The sequence below is a fragment of the Streptomyces naganishii JCM 4654 genome (assembly GCF_014650575.1).
Taxonomy (GTDB): domain Bacteria; phylum Actinomycetota; class Actinomycetes; order Streptomycetales; family Streptomycetaceae; genus Streptomyces; species Streptomyces naganishii.
On record NZ_BMVF01000008.1, the window covers coordinates 149656 to 165263 of the forward strand.

At 70.4% G+C, this 15608-nt stretch carries 13 protein-coding genes and 1 riboswitch; of the genes, 7 read left to right on the forward strand and 6 right to left on the reverse strand.

The window, feature by feature from the left end; all coding sequences use genetic code 11:
- Window positions 1–165 precede the first annotated feature (165 nt).
- Window positions 166–423, forward strand: coding sequence for a WhiB family transcriptional regulator (locus tag IE217_RS16920; protein ID WP_040248489.1), 258 nt, complete (start codon window positions 166–168; stop codon window positions 421–423).
- 141 nt (window positions 424–564) lie between these two features.
- Here IE217_RS16920 and IE217_RS16925 read toward each other — a convergent pair whose 3' ends face one another.
- Window positions 565–2031: a PAS domain-containing sensor histidine kinase gene (locus IE217_RS16925; RefSeq protein WP_190178852.1), complete on the reverse strand. Its 1467-nt coding sequence runs from the start codon at window positions 2029–2031 to the stop codon at window positions 565–567.
- Between the two features lie 459 nt (window positions 2032–2490).
- Window positions 2491–3168, reverse strand: coding sequence for a TetR/AcrR family transcriptional regulator (locus IE217_RS16930; RefSeq protein ID WP_190178697.1), 678 nt, complete (start codon window positions 3166–3168; stop codon window positions 2491–2493).
- A 215-nt stretch (window positions 3169–3383) separates the two neighbouring features.
- Here IE217_RS16930 and nagB point away from each other — a divergent pair, with 215 nt between their 5' ends.
- Window positions 3384–4169, forward strand: a complete 786-nt coding sequence (nagB, locus tag IE217_RS16935) for a glucosamine-6-phosphate deaminase (RefSeq protein ID WP_190178698.1) — start codon at window positions 3384–3386, stop codon at window positions 4167–4169.
- 75 nt (window positions 4170–4244) lie between these two features.
- On the opposite strand, the gene IE217_RS16940 is transcribed toward nagB, so the two are convergent.
- The 4 genes from IE217_RS16940 to IE217_RS16955 form a co-directional block, all read right to left on the reverse strand.
- Complete coding sequence (locus IE217_RS16940) at window positions 4245–5774, reverse strand: glycoside hydrolase family 3 protein (protein WP_190178699.1); 1530 nt, start codon at window positions 5772–5774, stop codon at window positions 4245–4247.
- Between the two features lie 9 nt (window positions 5775–5783).
- The gene (locus tag IE217_RS16945) at window positions 5784–6626 is read right to left on the reverse strand and encodes a carbohydrate ABC transporter permease (protein WP_190178700.1); all 843 of its coding nucleotides are present in this window, start codon (window positions 6624–6626) and stop codon (window positions 5784–5786) included.
- On the reverse strand, window positions 6623–7612 hold the full coding sequence (locus tag IE217_RS16950) for a carbohydrate ABC transporter permease (RefSeq protein WP_190178701.1): 990 nt from the start codon (window positions 7610–7612) through the stop codon (window positions 6623–6625). The genes IE217_RS16945 and IE217_RS16950 overlap by 4 nt, the downstream gene beginning before the upstream one ends.
- 131 nt (window positions 7613–7743) lie before the next feature.
- Window positions 7744–9024 carry an extracellular solute-binding protein gene (locus IE217_RS16955; RefSeq protein ID WP_190178702.1) on the reverse strand — a complete coding sequence of 427 codons (1281 nt, stop codon included), beginning with the start codon at window positions 9022–9024 and terminating at the stop codon, window positions 7744–7746.
- 467 nt (window positions 9025–9491) lie between these two features.
- Here IE217_RS16955 and IE217_RS16960 point away from each other — a divergent pair, with 467 nt between their 5' ends.
- From IE217_RS16960 to IE217_RS16980, 5 genes are all read left to right on the forward strand, one after another.
- Window positions 9492–10256 carry a GntR family transcriptional regulator gene (locus tag IE217_RS16960; RefSeq protein WP_190178703.1) on the forward strand — a complete coding sequence of 255 codons (765 nt, stop codon included), beginning with the start codon at window positions 9492–9494 and terminating at the stop codon, window positions 10254–10256.
- A 118-nt stretch (window positions 10257–10374) separates the two neighbouring features.
- Entirely contained in the window at window positions 10375–10650 is a 276-nt protein-coding gene (locus IE217_RS16965) for a DUF3311 domain-containing protein (RefSeq protein ID WP_190178704.1), read from the forward strand.
- Entirely contained in the window at window positions 10647–12275 is a 1629-nt protein-coding gene (gene mctP, locus IE217_RS16970; protein ID WP_190178705.1) for a monocarboxylate uptake permease MctP, read from the forward strand. The genes IE217_RS16965 and mctP overlap by 4 nt, the downstream gene beginning before the upstream one ends.
- 73 nt (window positions 12276–12348) lie before the next feature.
- Window positions 12349–12855 carry a GNAT family N-acetyltransferase gene (locus IE217_RS16975; RefSeq protein ID WP_190178706.1) on the forward strand — a complete coding sequence of 169 codons (507 nt, stop codon included), beginning with the start codon at window positions 12349–12351 and terminating at the stop codon, window positions 12853–12855.
- Between the two features lie 76 nt (window positions 12856–12931).
- Window positions 12932–13099: riboswitch (cobalamin riboswitch) on the forward strand.
- A gap of 124 nt (window positions 13100–13223) precedes the next feature.
- Window positions 13224–15572, forward strand: a complete 2349-nt coding sequence (locus tag IE217_RS16980) for a ribonucleoside-diphosphate reductase subunit alpha (protein ID WP_190178707.1) — start codon at window positions 13224–13226, stop codon at window positions 15570–15572.
- Window positions 15573–15608: the final 36 nt, after the last annotated feature.

Here is a 15608-nt window from a genome sequence, read left to right on the forward strand (position 1 = left end):
TCGGGACGGCCCACCACACGGGCTCGTGAGATCACCGAAACCCCTCTTCAACTCACAGGACCACGTCAGGGAACCTGACGGTAGGCCCTTCCCTTGTTGAGGGATTCGTGAAAGCGTTCACATTCACAAGCAAGCTGAATGTAATACCAAGGAGAGGTAGCAGCCATGGACTGGCGTCACAACGCCGTTTGCCGCGAGGAAGACCCCGAGCTCTTCTTCCCCATCGGCAACACCGGTCCTGCGCTGCTGCAGATCGAGGAAGCCAAGGCCGTCTGCCGTCGCTGCCCGGTTGTGGAGCAGTGCCTGCAGTGGGCGCTCGAGTCCGGTCAGGACTCCGGCGTCTGGGGTGGTCTCAGCGAGGACGAGCGCCGCGCGATGAAGCGCCGCGCCGCCCGCAACCGGGCCCGTCAGGCCTCCGCCTGACCACAGCCATCCCGCTGACAGCCTGAGCTTGGCGGCGCGTACAGCGAGTACGCATCTCCCGCCCCCGAGCCGCAGCGCGCAGTATCAACGAGCGACTAGCCCCGGACCGCCAACGGTCCGGGGCTCTTTGCCGTGCCGCGGCTACTTGTTCGCCCGTACCGGAATGTCGAGGATCACGCGCGTGCCGCGCCCGGGCGCCGGGACCATGTCGAAGCTGCCGCCCAACTCCCCCTCCACCAGGGTGCGGACGATCTGCAGGCCCAGGTTGCCGGAGCGGTGCGGGTCGAAGCCGTCGGGCAGGCCGACGCCGTCGTCCTGGACGGTGACGAGCAGACGCGCCTCGCGCGAGCTGCCGCCGCGCACCGCGGAGACCTCCACGGCGCCCGTGTCGCCCTCACGGAAGCCGTGTTCGAGGGCGTTCTGAAGGATCTCGGTGAGCACCATGGACAGCGGGGTGGCGACCTCGGCGTCCAGGATGCCGAAGCGGCCGCTGCGCCGGCCGGTCACCTTGCCCGGGGAGATCTCGGCGACCATCGCGAGCACCCGGTCGGCGATCTCGTCGAACTCCACCCGCTCATCCAGGTTCTGAGACAGCGTCTCATGCACGATGGCGATCGAGCCGACCCGCCGCACCGCCTCCTCCAGCGCCTCCCGGCCGCGTTCCGATTCGATGCGCCGGGCCTGGAGCCGGAGCAGCGCGGCCACCGTCTGGAGGTTGTTCTTGACCCGGTGGTGGATCTCCCGGATCGTCGCGTCCTTGGTGATCAATTCCCGCTCGCGGCGGCGCAGTTCGGTGACGTCCCGGAGCAGGACCAGTGAACCGATGCGGGTGCCCTTGGGTTTGAGGGGGATGGCCCGGAACTGGATGACCCCGTCGTGCGCCTCGATCTCGAACTCGCGCGGGGCCCAGCCGCTGGCCAGCTTCACCAGGGCCTCGTCCACCGGGCCCTTGGTCGGGGCGAGTTCTGCGGTGGTCCGGCCGAGGTGGTGGCCGACGAGATCGGCGGCGAGACCGAGGCGGTGGTAGGCCGACAGCGCGTTCGGGGAGGCGTACTGCACGATGCCGTCCACGTCCAGCCGGATCAGTCCGTCGCCGACGCGCGGCGAGGCGTCCATGTCGACCTGCTGGTCCGGGAAGGGGAAGGAGCCCGCCGCGATCATCTGCGCCAGGTCCGAAGCGCTCTGGAGGTACGTCAGCTCCAGCCGGCTCGGGGTGCGCACGGTCAGCAGGTTGGTGTTGCGCGCGATGACTCCGAGCACCCGCCCTTCGCGCCGCACCGGGATGGACTCGACGCGGACCGGGACCTCCTCGCGCCACTCCGGGTCGCCCTCGCGCACGATGCGGCCCTCGTCGAGCGCGGCGTCCAGCATGGGCCGGCGGCCGCGCGGGACGAGGTGGCCGACCATATCGTCCTGGTAGGAGGTCGGGCCGGTGTTGGGCCGCATCTGGGCGACCGAGACGTACCGGGTGCCGTCGCGGGTGGGGACCCACAGGACCAGGTCGGCGAAGGAGAGGTCGGAGAGCAGCTGCCACTCCGAGACCAGCAGGTGGAGCCACTCGAGGTCGGAGTCGTCGAGTGCGGTGTGCTGGCGTACGAGTTCGTTCATGGAGGGCACGTCTGCGAGCGTACCTGGGCTTTTGGCCGGCGTTCGAACAGCCGGGGAGGGTCCCGTGCGCGGAGGGCGGGGCGCGGAGGCCGGAGCGGGGCGGGCCCCGAAGACACCCGCGGGCCGCGGCGCCTGAGAGGGACCCTCAACCCTCCCGGCACCGCAGCCCGGAGCAGAATCGGCCGTGGGGTGTGCGGTCCCGGTCGGCCGAAGGTCGAGGAGCCGGTGCGGTCAGGGCAGAGAGCCCCGGTTCCTCGGTCCGCCTTCCTGTGCGGGGAAGGCGGAGGTCATGTGTGCGGACGTCGTGCGCGGACTCGGCGTGCGTTGCGCCGTTCGAGGCTACTTCCAGCATTGTGGACTAGACCACTTCGGGCTGTCCATGAGCGGGAAGTCGTTCGTTGTCGTTTCTTCACCGACCCCGGCCGGTCCGGCGTCCACCCGCAGCCTAGCCCGCCCGGATCAGCCACGGGGCCAGATGGCCATGGCAATTTCCGCCAGTGCCTCCAGTTCCCCGCGGCTCGCGCCGTCGCGCGCCTGCTGCGACATCCCCTGGATCAGGGCGCCGACGTACCGGGCGAGCGCGCCGGTGTCGGTGTCCGCGGGCAGCTCCCCCGCCGCGACACCCTGTTCCATACGGCTCCGGAAGGCGGCGATGTCGGCTTCGCGCCGCTCGCGCAGGAGCTCCTCGACCTCGGGGCTGGTGCAGTTGGTCGCGGCGTGCAGGACGAGGCACCCGTGCGGGTGACCGGGAGCCGTGTACGTGACGGCGGCCTCCCGCAGCAGCCGCTCCACGGCGGCGCGGGCCGTGGGCTCCTCGGCCAGGGCGCGGGGTGCGAAGGAGCGGTGGCGCTCGTCGTAGACCCGCACGGCCTCGGTGAAGAGCGCCTGCTTGTCACCGAAGGCGGCGTACAGGCTCGGGGCGCCGATACCCATGGCGCGGGTGAGGTCGGAGACGGAGGTGGCCTCGTACCCGTGCTCCCAGAAGGCGAGGACCGCCTTCTCGAGCGCGGTGGCGCGGTCGAAGGAACGGGGGCGCCCCCGGCGCCGGGAGGCACGCTCGGCCGACTCGGCCGGCGCACCCCGCTCGACCCGTTCCACCGCCCTGACCTGCGGGTTCGTCTGCTCGATTCGCTCCATGGGGTGATTCTATAGCGGGCACTAGAGAAATGTCGGCGGGCTGTTGTACGGTCTTTCTGTAGCGATCGATAGACAAATGGCGGAGGAGGAGCGGACATGGGCTCGCGGACCACCCCTCGACAGGGGCCGATTCTGTTAGATTGGTCTAAACCACATCACCCCTCGTTCCCGGGTGCGGTCCCCTCCCCGGTACCCCTCAGATCGGCAGGCCCAGCGTGGAAGTTGTCATCGTTCCGGACGCCAGAGCGGGCGGCGAGCTCATCGCCGAGGCCATGGCACGACTGCTGCGACGCAAGCCCGACGCGCTGCTCGGCGTGGCCACGGGCTCGACACCCCTTCCCGTCTACGAGGCCCTGGCGGCCAAGGTGGCATCAGGCGCCGTGGACACCTCACGGGCGCGGATCGCCCAGCTCGACGAGTACGTGGGGCTGCCCGCCGACCACCCGGAGTCCTACCGCTCCGTGCTGCGGCGCGAGGTGCTGGAGCCGCTCGGGATCAAGATGGACGCCTTCCTCGGGCCCGACGGCACCGCACAGGACGTGCAGGCGGCCTGCGAGGCCTATGACCGGGCGCTGGCCGGCGCGGGCGGAGTGGACCTCCAGCTGCTCGGGATCGGCACCGACGGGCACATCGGGTTCAACGAGCCGTGCTCCTCGCTCGCCTCCCGCACACGGATCAAGACGCTGACCGAGCAGACCCGCGTGGACAACGCCCGCTTCTTCGACGGCGACGTCGAGCAGGTGCCGCACCACGTCATCACCCAGGGCATCGGCACCATCCTGGAGGCCCGCCACCTGGTGCTGCTGGCCACGGGCGAGGGCAAGGCCGACGCGGTCGCCGCGACCGTCGAGGGACCGGTCGCCGCCGTCTGCCCGGCATCCGCGCTCCAGCTCCACCCGCACGCCACCGTCGTGGTCGACGAGCCCGCCGCCGCCAAGCTGAAGCTGGCCGGCTACTTCCGCCACACCTACGCCAACAAGCCGGACTGGCAGGGCATATAGCCCCGGGGTCGCCGCGCCCGCAGAAGGTGCCGGCCACCCCGAGGCGGGGTGAGCGGCACCTTCGCCGTATCCGGGCTAGGCGGTCGGGATCCCGGTGCCCGCGATGGCCTCCGCAGCCGCGCGGCCGCAGACCCGGGCGGCGCCGTGGGTGGCGATGTGGAGGGCGCCCCGGGGGGAGGCCTGGGGGACGCCCATCTCGACCACGATCGTGTCGGGGCGGGCGGCCAGCAGGGCGTCGAGGGCGGCGGCCATCCAGGGGTGCCGGTGCTCGTCGCGCACCACGGCGACCACGCGGCGGTCGCCGGCCGCCCCGAGGATCTCGCGACCGGCGTCGTCACCGGCGAAGGTCCCCGTCAGCGTGCCGGGCAGCAGGTGGGCGAGCTCCGCCGCCACGCCCCAGGGCGTCTCGTCACCGACGGCGATGTTGGCGACCGGGGTGAGCGCGGCGACGTAGGGCGGTGCGGTGAGCGGGGTGAACGGGATGAACGTCTCGCCGGGCGTGACCCTCAGGGCGCGGCGGGCCGCTCGCAGGCCGACCTCCTCGTCGCCGGCGCCGGGCCGGTGCGAGGCGGCGGCCGCCGTCCAGCGGGCGAGCGCGCGCACCCGCCCGGCCGCGTCCGCGAGCCGCTCCTCGGGCAGTTCACCGGCGCGGACGGCCTCGACCAGGGCGTCGCGCAGCCGGCGGACCGTCTCCTCGTCGGCGAGGCCGCCGCCCACGCAGATCGCGTCGGCGCCGGCCGCGACGGCGAGGACGCTGCCCCGCTCGATGCCGTAGGTGCCGGCGACGGCCCGCATCTCCATGCCGTCGGTGACGATCAGGCCGTCGTACCCCATCTCACCGCGAAGGAGGTCGGTCAGCACCCAGTTGGACAACGTTGCCGGACGGTCCGGATCCAGGGCCGGGACCAGGATGTGGGCGCTCATCACGGCCTTGGTGCCGGCCTCGATCGCCGCGCGGAAGGGTGCCAGTTCGCGCTCGTGGAGGACGGAGGCGTCCACGTCGATGCGGGGCAGGGCGTGGTGGGAGTCGACGGCGGTGTCGCCGTGGCCGGGGAAGTGCTTGGTGCAGGCGGCGACGCCGGCGGACTGCAGGCCGGTGACGTAGGCGGCGGTGTGCCGGGCGGCCAGGGCGGTGCCGGCGCCGAAGGAGCGGACGCCGATGACCGGGTTGGCGGGATTGGAGTTGACGTCGGCGGAGGGGGCCCAGTTGAAGTTCACCCCGCACTCGGCGAGGCGCCGGCCGAGTTCGCGGGCGACGGCGCGCGTCAGGTGCACGTCGTCCACCGCGCCGAGGGCGTGGTTGCCGGGGAAGCTGGAGCCGGTGCGCACCTCCAGACGGGTGACGTCGCCGCCCTCCTCGTCGATGGCGACCAGGACGTCCTCGCGTTCGGCGCGCAACTGGGCGGTCAGTTCGGAGAGTTGTTCACGGGAGGTGATGTTGCGGCCGAAGAGGCCGACCGAGGCGAGGCCCTCGCCGAGCCGGCGCAGCAGCCAGTCGGGAGCCTTGGTGCCGGTGAAGCCGGGCTGGAGGACGGTGAGCGCGTCACGCGTCAGACTGTCGTTCTCCGAGTTGGACGCAGTGGTTCCGCTGGCGAATGTCGTCATCGGGTGGCGTTATCCCTTCACGGCGCCCGCGGTCAGGCCCGCGGCCATCTTGCGCTGGACGATGAGGAACAGGACGACGATCGGCACGGCCATCATCGTGGCTCCGGCCATCATCGGGGCGTACTCGGTGCCGTGCTTGGTGGTGAAGTTGCCGAGCCAGACGGTCGCGGTCTGGTGCTCCTGGCTCAGCAGCATCAGGGCGTAGATGTACTCGTTCCAGGCCTGGATGAAACCGTAGACCGAGGTGGCGACCATGCCGGGGGCGAGCAGCGGGAAGACCACCCGGATGAAGGCGCCGGTGCGGGAGCAGCCGTCGACCATGGCCGCCTCCTCCAGTTCCCGGGGGATGTTGACGATGAATCCGCGCAGGGTCCACACCGTGAAGGGGAGGATGAACGTGAGGTAGGTGATGATGAGGCCGGTCAGCTTGTCGTACTGCTTCAGGTCGTTGAGCAGCAGGAAGACCGGGATGATCATGGCGACCAGCGGCACCATCTGGACCGCCAGGATGCCCACGATCACGACCTTGCGGCCGCGGAAGGCGAAGCGGGAGATGGCGAGCGCGGCCAGCATGCCGACGACCATGCCGATCACCACGACAGACAGGGACACCACGAGGCTGCGGCCGACCGGGCCCCAGAAGTCGGAGATGTCCAGGGCGCGGCGGAAGTTGTCCAGGGTGACGCCGGTGGGCAGCAGGCTCGGGTCCGGGTCGATGGCGTCCTTGGCCGGCTTGAACGCCGTGTTGAGCATCCAGTAGAGGGGGAAGCCGGCGATGACGAAGACGAGGAGGCCGAGCAGGTTCCAGCCGAGCCTGGACCTGCGCCGTCCGGCCGTCGCGGTGGCGCTCATTCGACCTCTCCGATCTTCAGCATCTGGCGCATGTAGACGGCGACCACGCCCAGCAGCAGCAACACGGTGATCAGGGCGATCGCCGAGCCCTGCGCGTAGTCGTTGACCACGAAGGCGCGGTCGTAGGAGTAGGTGTTGAGGACCTGGAACTCCGCCTCCGGGTGGCCGCCGCGCATGACGAACACCTGGGGGAAGACGCCCATGTCCCAGATCACCGACAGGGTCGTGAGCATCACGATGATGGGCTTGAGGACCGGGAGGGTGACATAGCGGAAGACGCCCCAGGCGCCCGCGCCGTCCAGGCGCGCGGCCTCCTCCAGTTCCCTGGGGACCTGGGTCAGGCCGGCGCTGAGGGTGATGACCACGAAGGGCACGGCGCCCCAGACCACCAGGAGCATGATCACGGCCAGGCCCTCGGGGCCGCTGGCGAACCAGTTGTGCCCGATCATGTGCACGCCGGGCAGCTTGCTGAGGAGCGCGTTGAAAACGCCGTAGTCGGAGTCGAAGAGCCACTTGAAGACGGTGGTGGCCACGATGACGGGCATGCCCCAGCTCGCCACCAGCACGATGTTGATCAGGGTCTTCACCCAGCCGGAGACCCGCTGCTGGAGCAGCGCGATCGCCATGCCGATGACCATGGTGAACACCACGGAGCCGACCGCGAACACCACCGTGCGCAGGACGACCGCCCAGAACTCGCCGTCGGTCAGCACCTGGGTGAAGTTGGTGAGTCCGACCCAGTCGGCCGACTGGAAGCCCCACAGCTGCGGCTGGCCGAACTTCTGGAAGGACAGGGTGACCAGCCGGACCAGCGGATAGGCCATGACCAGGGCCAGGATGAGCAGGCAGGGCGCGAGCAGCAGCCACGGGGTCGCCGCCTGGCCCGAGGTGGCCCGCCGTCGGCCGGACCGTGCCGCCGCGGGCGGTGGGGGTGCCTGCCGCGGCGGCGGCACCTTGGCGGGGGTGGTGGTGTCTGCGGCACTCATCGCGCGCTCCTCAGCGGTCCCTCAAAGGGTCGTACGAAGGCGAAGCCCCCGTACGGCCGTGCGCGGACGCGGGTCCGCGCACGGCCGTACGGGAGGCAGGGCCCTGCCGGCGGCAGAGCCCTGCGCTCGGGTCACTTGGTGTTGATGACCTTGTCGATCGCGGCGTCCGCCTCCTTGGCGGCGGCCTCTACCGACTTCTTGCCGGTGCCGATGTTCTGCAGCATGGTCTGCAGCACCTGGGCCTTCTCGACCTGGCCCCAGCCGGGGGCCATCGGGACGAACCAGTTGGACTCGGCCGCGGTGGCGGGGACGACCGTGGCGGGGTCGTTCTTCAGGGTCGCGAGGTCGGTCTTGTTGTTGGGCAGGTTGCCCTTGGCCATCAGGCCCTTCTGGCCGGAGGGGCCGGTGAAGGCGTTGATCCACTCGGCGGCCAGCGCCTGCGCCTTGGACTTCACCGGGACGGCGAGGTCGGAACCGCCGAGGAAGACCGGCATGTTCTTGCCGGACGGGCCGGGCATCACGAAGTTCTCGAGGTTGTCCTTGAGCTTGCCCGTCTTGTCGTTCTTCGGGTCGGCCGCGGTGGCGCCCTCCCAGGCGGCGGCGAACATCATCGCCGACTTGCCCTGGCCGTAGACGATGTACCGGTCGGACTCGTCCTTGGTCTTGTCACCGTGCATGTACTGGTCGATGACGTTCTTGAACTCGTTCAGGCCCTTGAGGGACTCCGGCGAGGAGAGGTTGGCCTTCCACTGGCCGCCCTCCTCCTTGGCGATGGAGCCGCCCGCGTCGTAGACGAAGGACATGCCGGCGTACCAGTCGCGCGTGGGCTGGTACCAGGCGCTGAACTTGTCGCCCTGCTTCTTCTGCACCTTGTCCAGGTCGGCGGTGAGCTCCTGGTAGGTCTTCGGCACGGACTTGACGCCGGCCGCGGCCATCACGTCCTTGCGCCAGGTGGCCACACGGCCGCCCGCGTAGTACGGCACGCCGTAGGTCTTGCCCTCGTAGGTCACCGAGGTCTTCAGACCGTCGAGCCAGGCCGAGGAGTTGTCGAACTTGGCCGGGTCGACCGGGGCGAAGGCTCCCTTGACCATGTAGCCCAGCATCTCGCTGTTGCCCATCTCGACCACGTCGGGGACCTTGTCGGTGGCGAGCACCGCGTCGAGCTTGGTGTTCTTGTCGGGCCAGCCGTAGTACTCGTGCTTGATCTTCAGGCCCGGGTGGTTCTTCACGACGGCCGCGTCGGCGGCCTTCACCAGCTCGGGCCAGTTGTTCTGCGCGTCCACGGTGAGCCAGACGGTCAGCTCCTTGGCGTCCGCGCCCTTGTCCGACCCCCCGCCGTTGTCACTACCGCATGCCGCGATGGAGACCATCATGCCCGCGACACCGATCGCGGCTGCCAGCTTGCGCTTCACGCCACCCTCCTCAGGGATGCCACAAAACCCCCCTGCCTCCCCGTGGCTCGAAGCGTCAACGCATACCGCCCGTGGGGCCGGGACCTGGACCAATGGTGTAGACCAGTACGGGGAGCTTGGCCCAGACCAATAGGGCTGTCAAGGGTGCTCAAGCGCGCTCTCGACGTCCGTTATGGGACCGCGATATGCAGGGACCTTTCATTGCTCAACCGGCCAAACGGACGCGCGGGTTCCGTCGGGGCGCGCACTGGACCACCGGCGCCCACTCCCCCACGCGCGCCCGCTCGCGCGCGTGGACCACTCCCTTCGCCCGGGAGATGGACTAGACCAACCACGGTCACGACGGTATACAGAGGAGATCACGGAGCGTGCGGGTGAGGACCCGGCGCACGAAGCCGTGCCACGATGTGAGCCGTGGCCGATGGGGATGTCGGTCGCTTCGGCACCTGGAGCCGGGAAGGCAGAGCATGAGCACCGACGTCAGCAGTGCGGAGAACGAGGGTGGGGCGACCGTCCGTACCGCGCGCGTGCCCAAGTACTACCGCCTGAAGAAGCACCTGCTCGACATGACGCAGACGCAGGCGCCGGGCACACCGGTGCCGCCCGAGCGGACGCTGGCGGCCGAGTTCGACACCTCGCGCACCACCGTGCGCCAGGCACTTCAGGAACTGGTCGTCGAGGGCCGGCTGGAACGCATCCAGGGCAAGGGCACCTTCGTCGCCAAGCCCAAGGTCTCCCAGGCGCTGCAACTGACCTCCTACACCGAGGACATGCGCGCCCAGGGCCTGGAGCCGACCTCGCAGCTGCTCGACATCGGCTACATCACCGCCGACGACCGGCTCGCCGAACTGCTCGACATCACGGCCGGCTCACGCGTGCTGCGCATCGAGCGGCTGCGCATGGCCAACGGCGAGCCGATGGCCATCGAGACCACGCACCTGTCGGCCAAGCGCTTCCCGGCGCTGCGCCGTTCGCTCGTGAAGTACACCTCGCTCTACACCGCCCTGGCCGAGGTCTACGACGTCCACCTCGCCGAGGCCGAGGAGACCATCGAGACCTCGCTCGCCACCCCGCGCGAGGCGGCACTGCTCGGCACCGACGTGGGGCTGCCGATGCTGCTGCTGTCCCGGCACTCCCTGGACCGGGAGGGCAATCCGGTGGAATGGGTGCGTTCCGTCTACCGGGGCGACCGCTACAAGTTCGTGGCGCGCCTGAAGCGGCCCGCCGACTGAGGCGGCCGCCGCCCTCCCGCACGAGAAGGTATGCGGACAAGGGGTTCCGTTCCCTCGGCACCGTGACCTAGATTGCCTGCGCGTTACACCGGTGATCAGCGAGGGGACGGAGCACCACATGTCAGATGCCCCAGAAGCAGAAGTCGGCGGAGGGACGGTGACACCCCTGCGGGTGGCCATCGGGATCTGCCTCGTCGCACCGTTCGTGGCGATGCTGTGGGTCGGTTCGTACGCCAAGACCGATCCCGCGTTCCTCGGCATCCCGTTCTTCTACTGGTACCAGATGCTGTGGGTGATCGTCTCCACGGCGCTGACGATGACCGCCTACAAGCTGTGGCAGCGTGACCAGCGCGGCCGCGCCGCCCGGAGCGCGAACGGGGGCGAGGCGAAGTGAAGACCGGTGTCAACGGCGTCGCGCTCGGCGTCTGCATCTTCTTCTTCCTGCTCGTCACCGTCATGGGCTTCCTGGCCGCCCGCTGGCGCAGGCCCGACAACGAGCACAGCCTGGACGAATGGGGCCTGGGCGGACGGTCGTTCGGCACCTGGATCACGTGGTTCCTGCTCGGCGGCGACCTCTACACGGCGTACACCTTCGTGGCGGTGCCGGCGGCGATCTACGCGACCGGCGCGGCCGGCTTCTTCGCGGTGCCGTACACGATCCTGGTGTACCCGCTGATCTTCACCTTCCTGCCCCGGCTGTGGTCGGTCTCGCACCGGCACGGATACGTGACGACCTCGGACTTCGTGCGCGGCCGGTTCGGCTCCAAGGGCCTGTCGCTGGCGGTGGCGCTCACCGGCATCCTCGCGACCATGCCGTACATCGCGCTGCAACTCGTCGGCATCCAGGCGGTGCTGGACGTGATGGGCGTCGGCGGCGGCGACAGCACCAACTGGTTCGTGAAGGACCTGCCGCTGCTGATCGCCTTCGGCGTGCTGGCGGCGTACACCTACTCCTCGGGGCTGCGGGCGCCCGCGCTGATCGCGTTCGTGAAGGACGCGCTCATCTACATCGTCATCGCGGTCGCGATCATCTACATCCCGATCAAGCTGGGTGGCTTCGACGACATCTTCGCCAAGGCGACCGCGGCCTTCGGCCAGACCAACCCGGCCACCGGCAAGCCGCGCGGCGCACTCGTGCCCGCGGAGGCGGGCCAGTGGACGTACGCGACGCTCGCCCTCGGCTCCGCGCTCGCGCTCTTCATGTACCCGCACTCGATCACCGCGACGCTGTCCTCGCGCAGCCGTGAGGTGATCCGCCGCAACACCACCATCCTGCCGCTGTACTCGCTGATGCTGGGCCTGCTGGCGCTGCTCGGCTTCATGGCGATCGCGGCCGGTGTGAAGGTGACCAACGGTCAGCTGGCCATCCCGCAGCTGTTCGAGGACATGTTCCCGAGCTGGTTCGCGGGCGTGGCCTTCGCGGCGATCGGCATCGGCGCGCTGGTTCCGGCGGCGATCATGTCGATCGCCGCCGCCAACCTGTTCACCCGCAACATCTACAAGGACTTCATCAAGCCCGGCGCCACGGCCAAGGAGGAGACCCGGGTCTCCAAGATCGTGTCGCTGCTGGTGAAGGTGGGCGCGCTGGTCTTCGTCCTGACCATGGACAAGACGGTCGCCATCAACTTCCAGCTGCTGGGCGGCATCTGGATCCTGCAGACCTTCCCGGCCCTGGTGGGCGGCCTGTTCACCCGCTGGTTCCACCGCTGGGCGCTGCTGGCCGGCTGGGCGGTCGGCATGGTCTACGGCACGGTCGCCGCCTACGGGGTCGCCTCGCCCACGCAGAAGCACTTCGGCGGCTCGGCCAAGGAGATCCCGGGCATCGGCGAGATCGGCTACATCGGCATGACGGCGTTCGTGCTGAACCTGGCCGTCGCGGTCGTCCTCACCTTCGCGCTCAAGGCGCTCAAGGCGCCCGAGGGCGTGGACGAGACCCGCCCCGAGGACTACACGGCGGACGCGGGCGACCCCGGCGTCCAGGTCGAACTGCCGCCGGCCACGGCGGGCAGCGCGCACTGATCCGACGCACCGTGAGCGGGCCGCCGGGGAAATCCGGCGGCCCGCTGTCGTACCCGTCCGGCACACTCGGCTCATGGACATCGTGATCCGGCCGGCGGAGCCCGGCGAGTACGCGGCTCTGGGCGAGATCACCGCCCAGGCCTATCTCCGGGACGGTCTGCTCGACTTCGGGGAGAGCGACGCCTACCTCGGCGAGCTGCGGGACGTGGCGAAGCGGGCGGCCGCCGCCGAGGTGCTGGTCGCCGTGGCGGAGGGCCGAGTGATGGGCGGAGTGACGTTCGTGCCCCGCGGCGGCCCCATGGCCGACATATCCGGACCGGGCGAGGCGGAGATACGGATGCTCGCGGTCGCGCACGCGGCCCGCGGACGGGGCGCCGGCGAGGCCCTGGTGCGCGCCTGCCTGGAGCGCGCGCGGGCGGTCGAGGGCTGCGTCCGCGTGGTGCTGTCCTCCCAGCGGACCATGCGCGCGGCCCATCGCATCTACGAGCGCCTGGGCTTCGTGCGCACCCCCGAGCGCGACTGGAACCCGCTTCCGGAGCTCGGCGACCTGCTGCTGATCACCTATGAGCTGACGCTCTGACACTTTCCGCGGTCCGTACGGCGCGCCACGAGCGGCACAACATATGGGGGTGGTCGACTCTCCCGGCACAAGATGTATGCTCATGCTCGCTGTCGCCGCAGGGGAATCCGGTGTGAATCCGGAACTGTCCCGCAACGGTGTACGTGTGCGTGTTCATCGGCGTTCGTCGCCTTCATCGCGTTCGTCCGCGTGTTGAGCCCGCACTCGCGTCAGTCCGAGGACCTGCCGACAGTGCGCCCGGCCGTCCGGCCGGGTGCCCAGACGTCCGGGCCTCGCGGAATGGGCCGGTGGACGCGGCGCCGTAGTGCGCGCGTGTGCCGCCCCCTGCCCTCGGCGAGGTTCCCGTGCCGAGCGAGGGAGAGCCCCACGTGACCATCGCGCCAGCCGATCCGGCCCCAGCGACTTCGGTGGACGACGGTCCGGGAGCCGCGCTGCTGCGGACCCTGACCGAACTGACCGCCGACCTCCCCGACACCGACCCCGGCCGGGTCGCCGCCGCCGCGCTGCGCGGCCGGTCGGCGCACGCCGACGAGGCGGAGCTGCGGGAACTGGCCACCGAGGCGGCCGCCGGACTCATCTCCGAGGACCCCGCCTACTCCCGGCTGGCCGCCAGGCTCCTGACCCTCGCCATCCGCGCCGAGGCCGCCTCCCAGGGCGTCACCTCCTTCACCGCGTCCATCGAGGCCGGACACCGCGAGGGCCTGATCGCCGACCGGACCGCCGAGTTCGTACGCCTGCACGGCGCGCGTCTGGACGCCCTGGCCGACCCGGCCGCCGACGACCGCTTCGGCTACTTCGGACTGCGCACCCTGCACAGCCGCTACCTGCTGCGCCACCCGCTCACCCGGAAGGTGATCGAGACGCCGCAGCACTTCCTGCTGCGCGTCGCGGCCGGTCTCGCGAAGGACGGCACCTCCGGCGCGGCGGACGAAGTGGCCGCGCTGTACGGGCTGATGAGCCGCCTGGACTACCTGCCCTCCTCCCCCACCCTGTTCAACTCCGGCACCCGGCACCCCCAGATGTCGTCCTGCTACCTGCTCGACTCCCCCAGGGACGAGCTGGACAGCATCTACGAGCGCTACCACCAGGTCGCCCGGCTGTCCAAGCACGCCGGCGGCATCGGCATCGCCTACTCCCGCGTCCGCTCCCGGGGTTCGCTGATCCGCGGCACCAACGGGCACTCAGGCGGCATCGTGCCGTTCCTGAAGACGCTGGACGCCTCGGTGGCCGCCGTGAACCAGGGCGGCCGGCGCAAGGGCGCGGCCGCGGTCTACCTGGAGACCTGGCACTCGGACATCGAGGAGTTCCTGGAGCTGCGCGACAACACCGGCGAGGACGCCCGGCGCACCCACAACCTGAACCTCGCGCACTGGGTCCCGGACGAGTTCATGCGCCGGGTGAACGCCGACGGCCAGTGGTCGCTGTTCTCCCCGGCGGACGTGCCGGAGCTCACCGACCTGTGGGGCGAGGAGTTCGACGCCGCCTACCGCCGGGCCGAGGCGGCCGGGCTCGCGCGCCGGACGCTGCCGGCCCGGGAGCTGTACGGCCGGATGATGCGCACCCTGGCGCAGACCGGCAACGGCTGGATGACCTTCAAGGACGCCGCCAACCGCACCGCCAATCAGACCGCCGAGCCGGGTCACGTCATCCACTCCTCGAATCTGTGCACGGAGATCCTGGAGGTCACCGACGACGGGGAGACGGCGGTCTGCAACCTCGGCTCGGTCAACCTGGGGGCGTTCGTGACCGACGGCGGCATCGACTGGGAGCGGCTGGACGAGACGGTCCGTACCGCCGTGACCTTCCTCGACCGCGTCGTCGACGTCAACTTCTACCCGACCGGGCAGGCGGGCCGCTCCAACGCCCGCTGGCGTCCGGTGGGCCTCGGCGCGATGGGCCTGCAGGACGTGTTCTTCAAGCTGCGCCTGCCCTTCGACTCCCCCGAGGCGAGACAGCTGTCCACCCGCCTCGCGGAGCGGATCATGCTGGCCGCCTACGAGACCTCCGCCGACCTCGCCGACCGGGACGGCCCGCTGCCCGCCTGGGAGAAGACCCGTGCCGCGCGGGGCGTGCTGCACCCCGACCACTACGACGTCGGGTTCACCTGGCCGGAGCGCTGGGCGGCCCTGCGCGAGCGGATCGCCGCGGTCGGCATGCGCAACTCCCTGCTGCTGGCCATCGCGCCGACCGCCACCATCGCGTCCATCGCGGGCGCGTACGAGTGCATCGAGCCGCAGGTCTCGAACCTGTTCAAGCGCGAGACGCTGTCCGGGGAGTTCCTCCAGGTCAACTCCTACCTGGTGGCGGAGCTGAAGCGGCTCGGCGTGTGGGACGCCCGCACCCGTGAGGCGCTGCGCGAGGCGAACGGGTCGGTGCGGGACTTCGCGTGGATCCCCGAGGACGTGCGGCGGCTGTACCGCACGGCGTGGGAGATCCCGCAGCGTGCCCTGATCGACATGGCCGCGGCCCGCACCCCGTTCCTGGACCAGGCGCAGTCCCTGAACCTGTTCATGGAGACGCCGACCATCGGCAAGCTCTCCTCGATGTACGCCTACGCCTGGAAGTCCGGGCTGAAGACGACGTACTACCTGCGCTCCCGCCCGGCGACGAGGATCGCCCGCGCGGCCCGCGCCACCGTCCCCGTACAGCAGCCGGCCGACCCCGAAGCGGTCGCCTGCTCCCTTGAGAACCCCGAGTCCTGCGAGGCCTGCCAGTGACGACCACCCGGAACGCCAACCTGCTCGACCCGGGCT

Excerpts from the sequence above, each read along its gene's own strand:
- IE217_RS16930 (WP_190178697.1), bottom strand. The coding sequence starts at position 3,168 with ATGGAGCGAATCGAGCAGACGAACCCGCAGGTCAGGGCGGTGGAACGG.
- IE217_RS16940 (WP_190178699.1), bottom strand. The coding sequence starts at position 5,774 with ATGACGACATTCGCCAGCGGAACCACTGCGTCCAACTCGGAGAACGAC.
- IE217_RS16960 (WP_190178703.1), top strand. The coding sequence starts at position 9,492 with ATGAGCACCGACGTCAGCAGTGCGGAGAACGAGGGTGGGGCGACCGTC.
- IE217_RS16920 (WP_040248489.1), top strand. The coding sequence starts at position 166 with ATGGACTGGCGTCACAACGCCGTTTGCCGCGAGGAAGACCCCGAGCTC.
- IE217_RS16975 (WP_190178706.1), top strand. The coding sequence starts at position 12,349 with ATGGACATCGTGATCCGGCCGGCGGAGCCCGGCGAGTACGCGGCTCTG.
- IE217_RS16925 (WP_190178852.1), bottom strand. The coding sequence starts at position 2,031 with ATGAACGAACTCGTACGCCAGCACACCGCACTCGACGACTCCGACCTC.
- IE217_RS16945 (WP_190178700.1), bottom strand. The coding sequence starts at position 6,626 with ATGAGCGCCACCGCGACGGCCGGACGGCGCAGGTCCAGGCTCGGCTGG.
- IE217_RS16950 (WP_190178701.1), bottom strand. The coding sequence starts at position 7,612 with ATGAGTGCCGCAGACACCACCACCCCCGCCAAGGTGCCGCCGCCGCGG.
- IE217_RS16965 (WP_190178704.1), top strand. The coding sequence starts at position 10,375 with ATGTCAGATGCCCCAGAAGCAGAAGTCGGCGGAGGGACGGTGACACCC.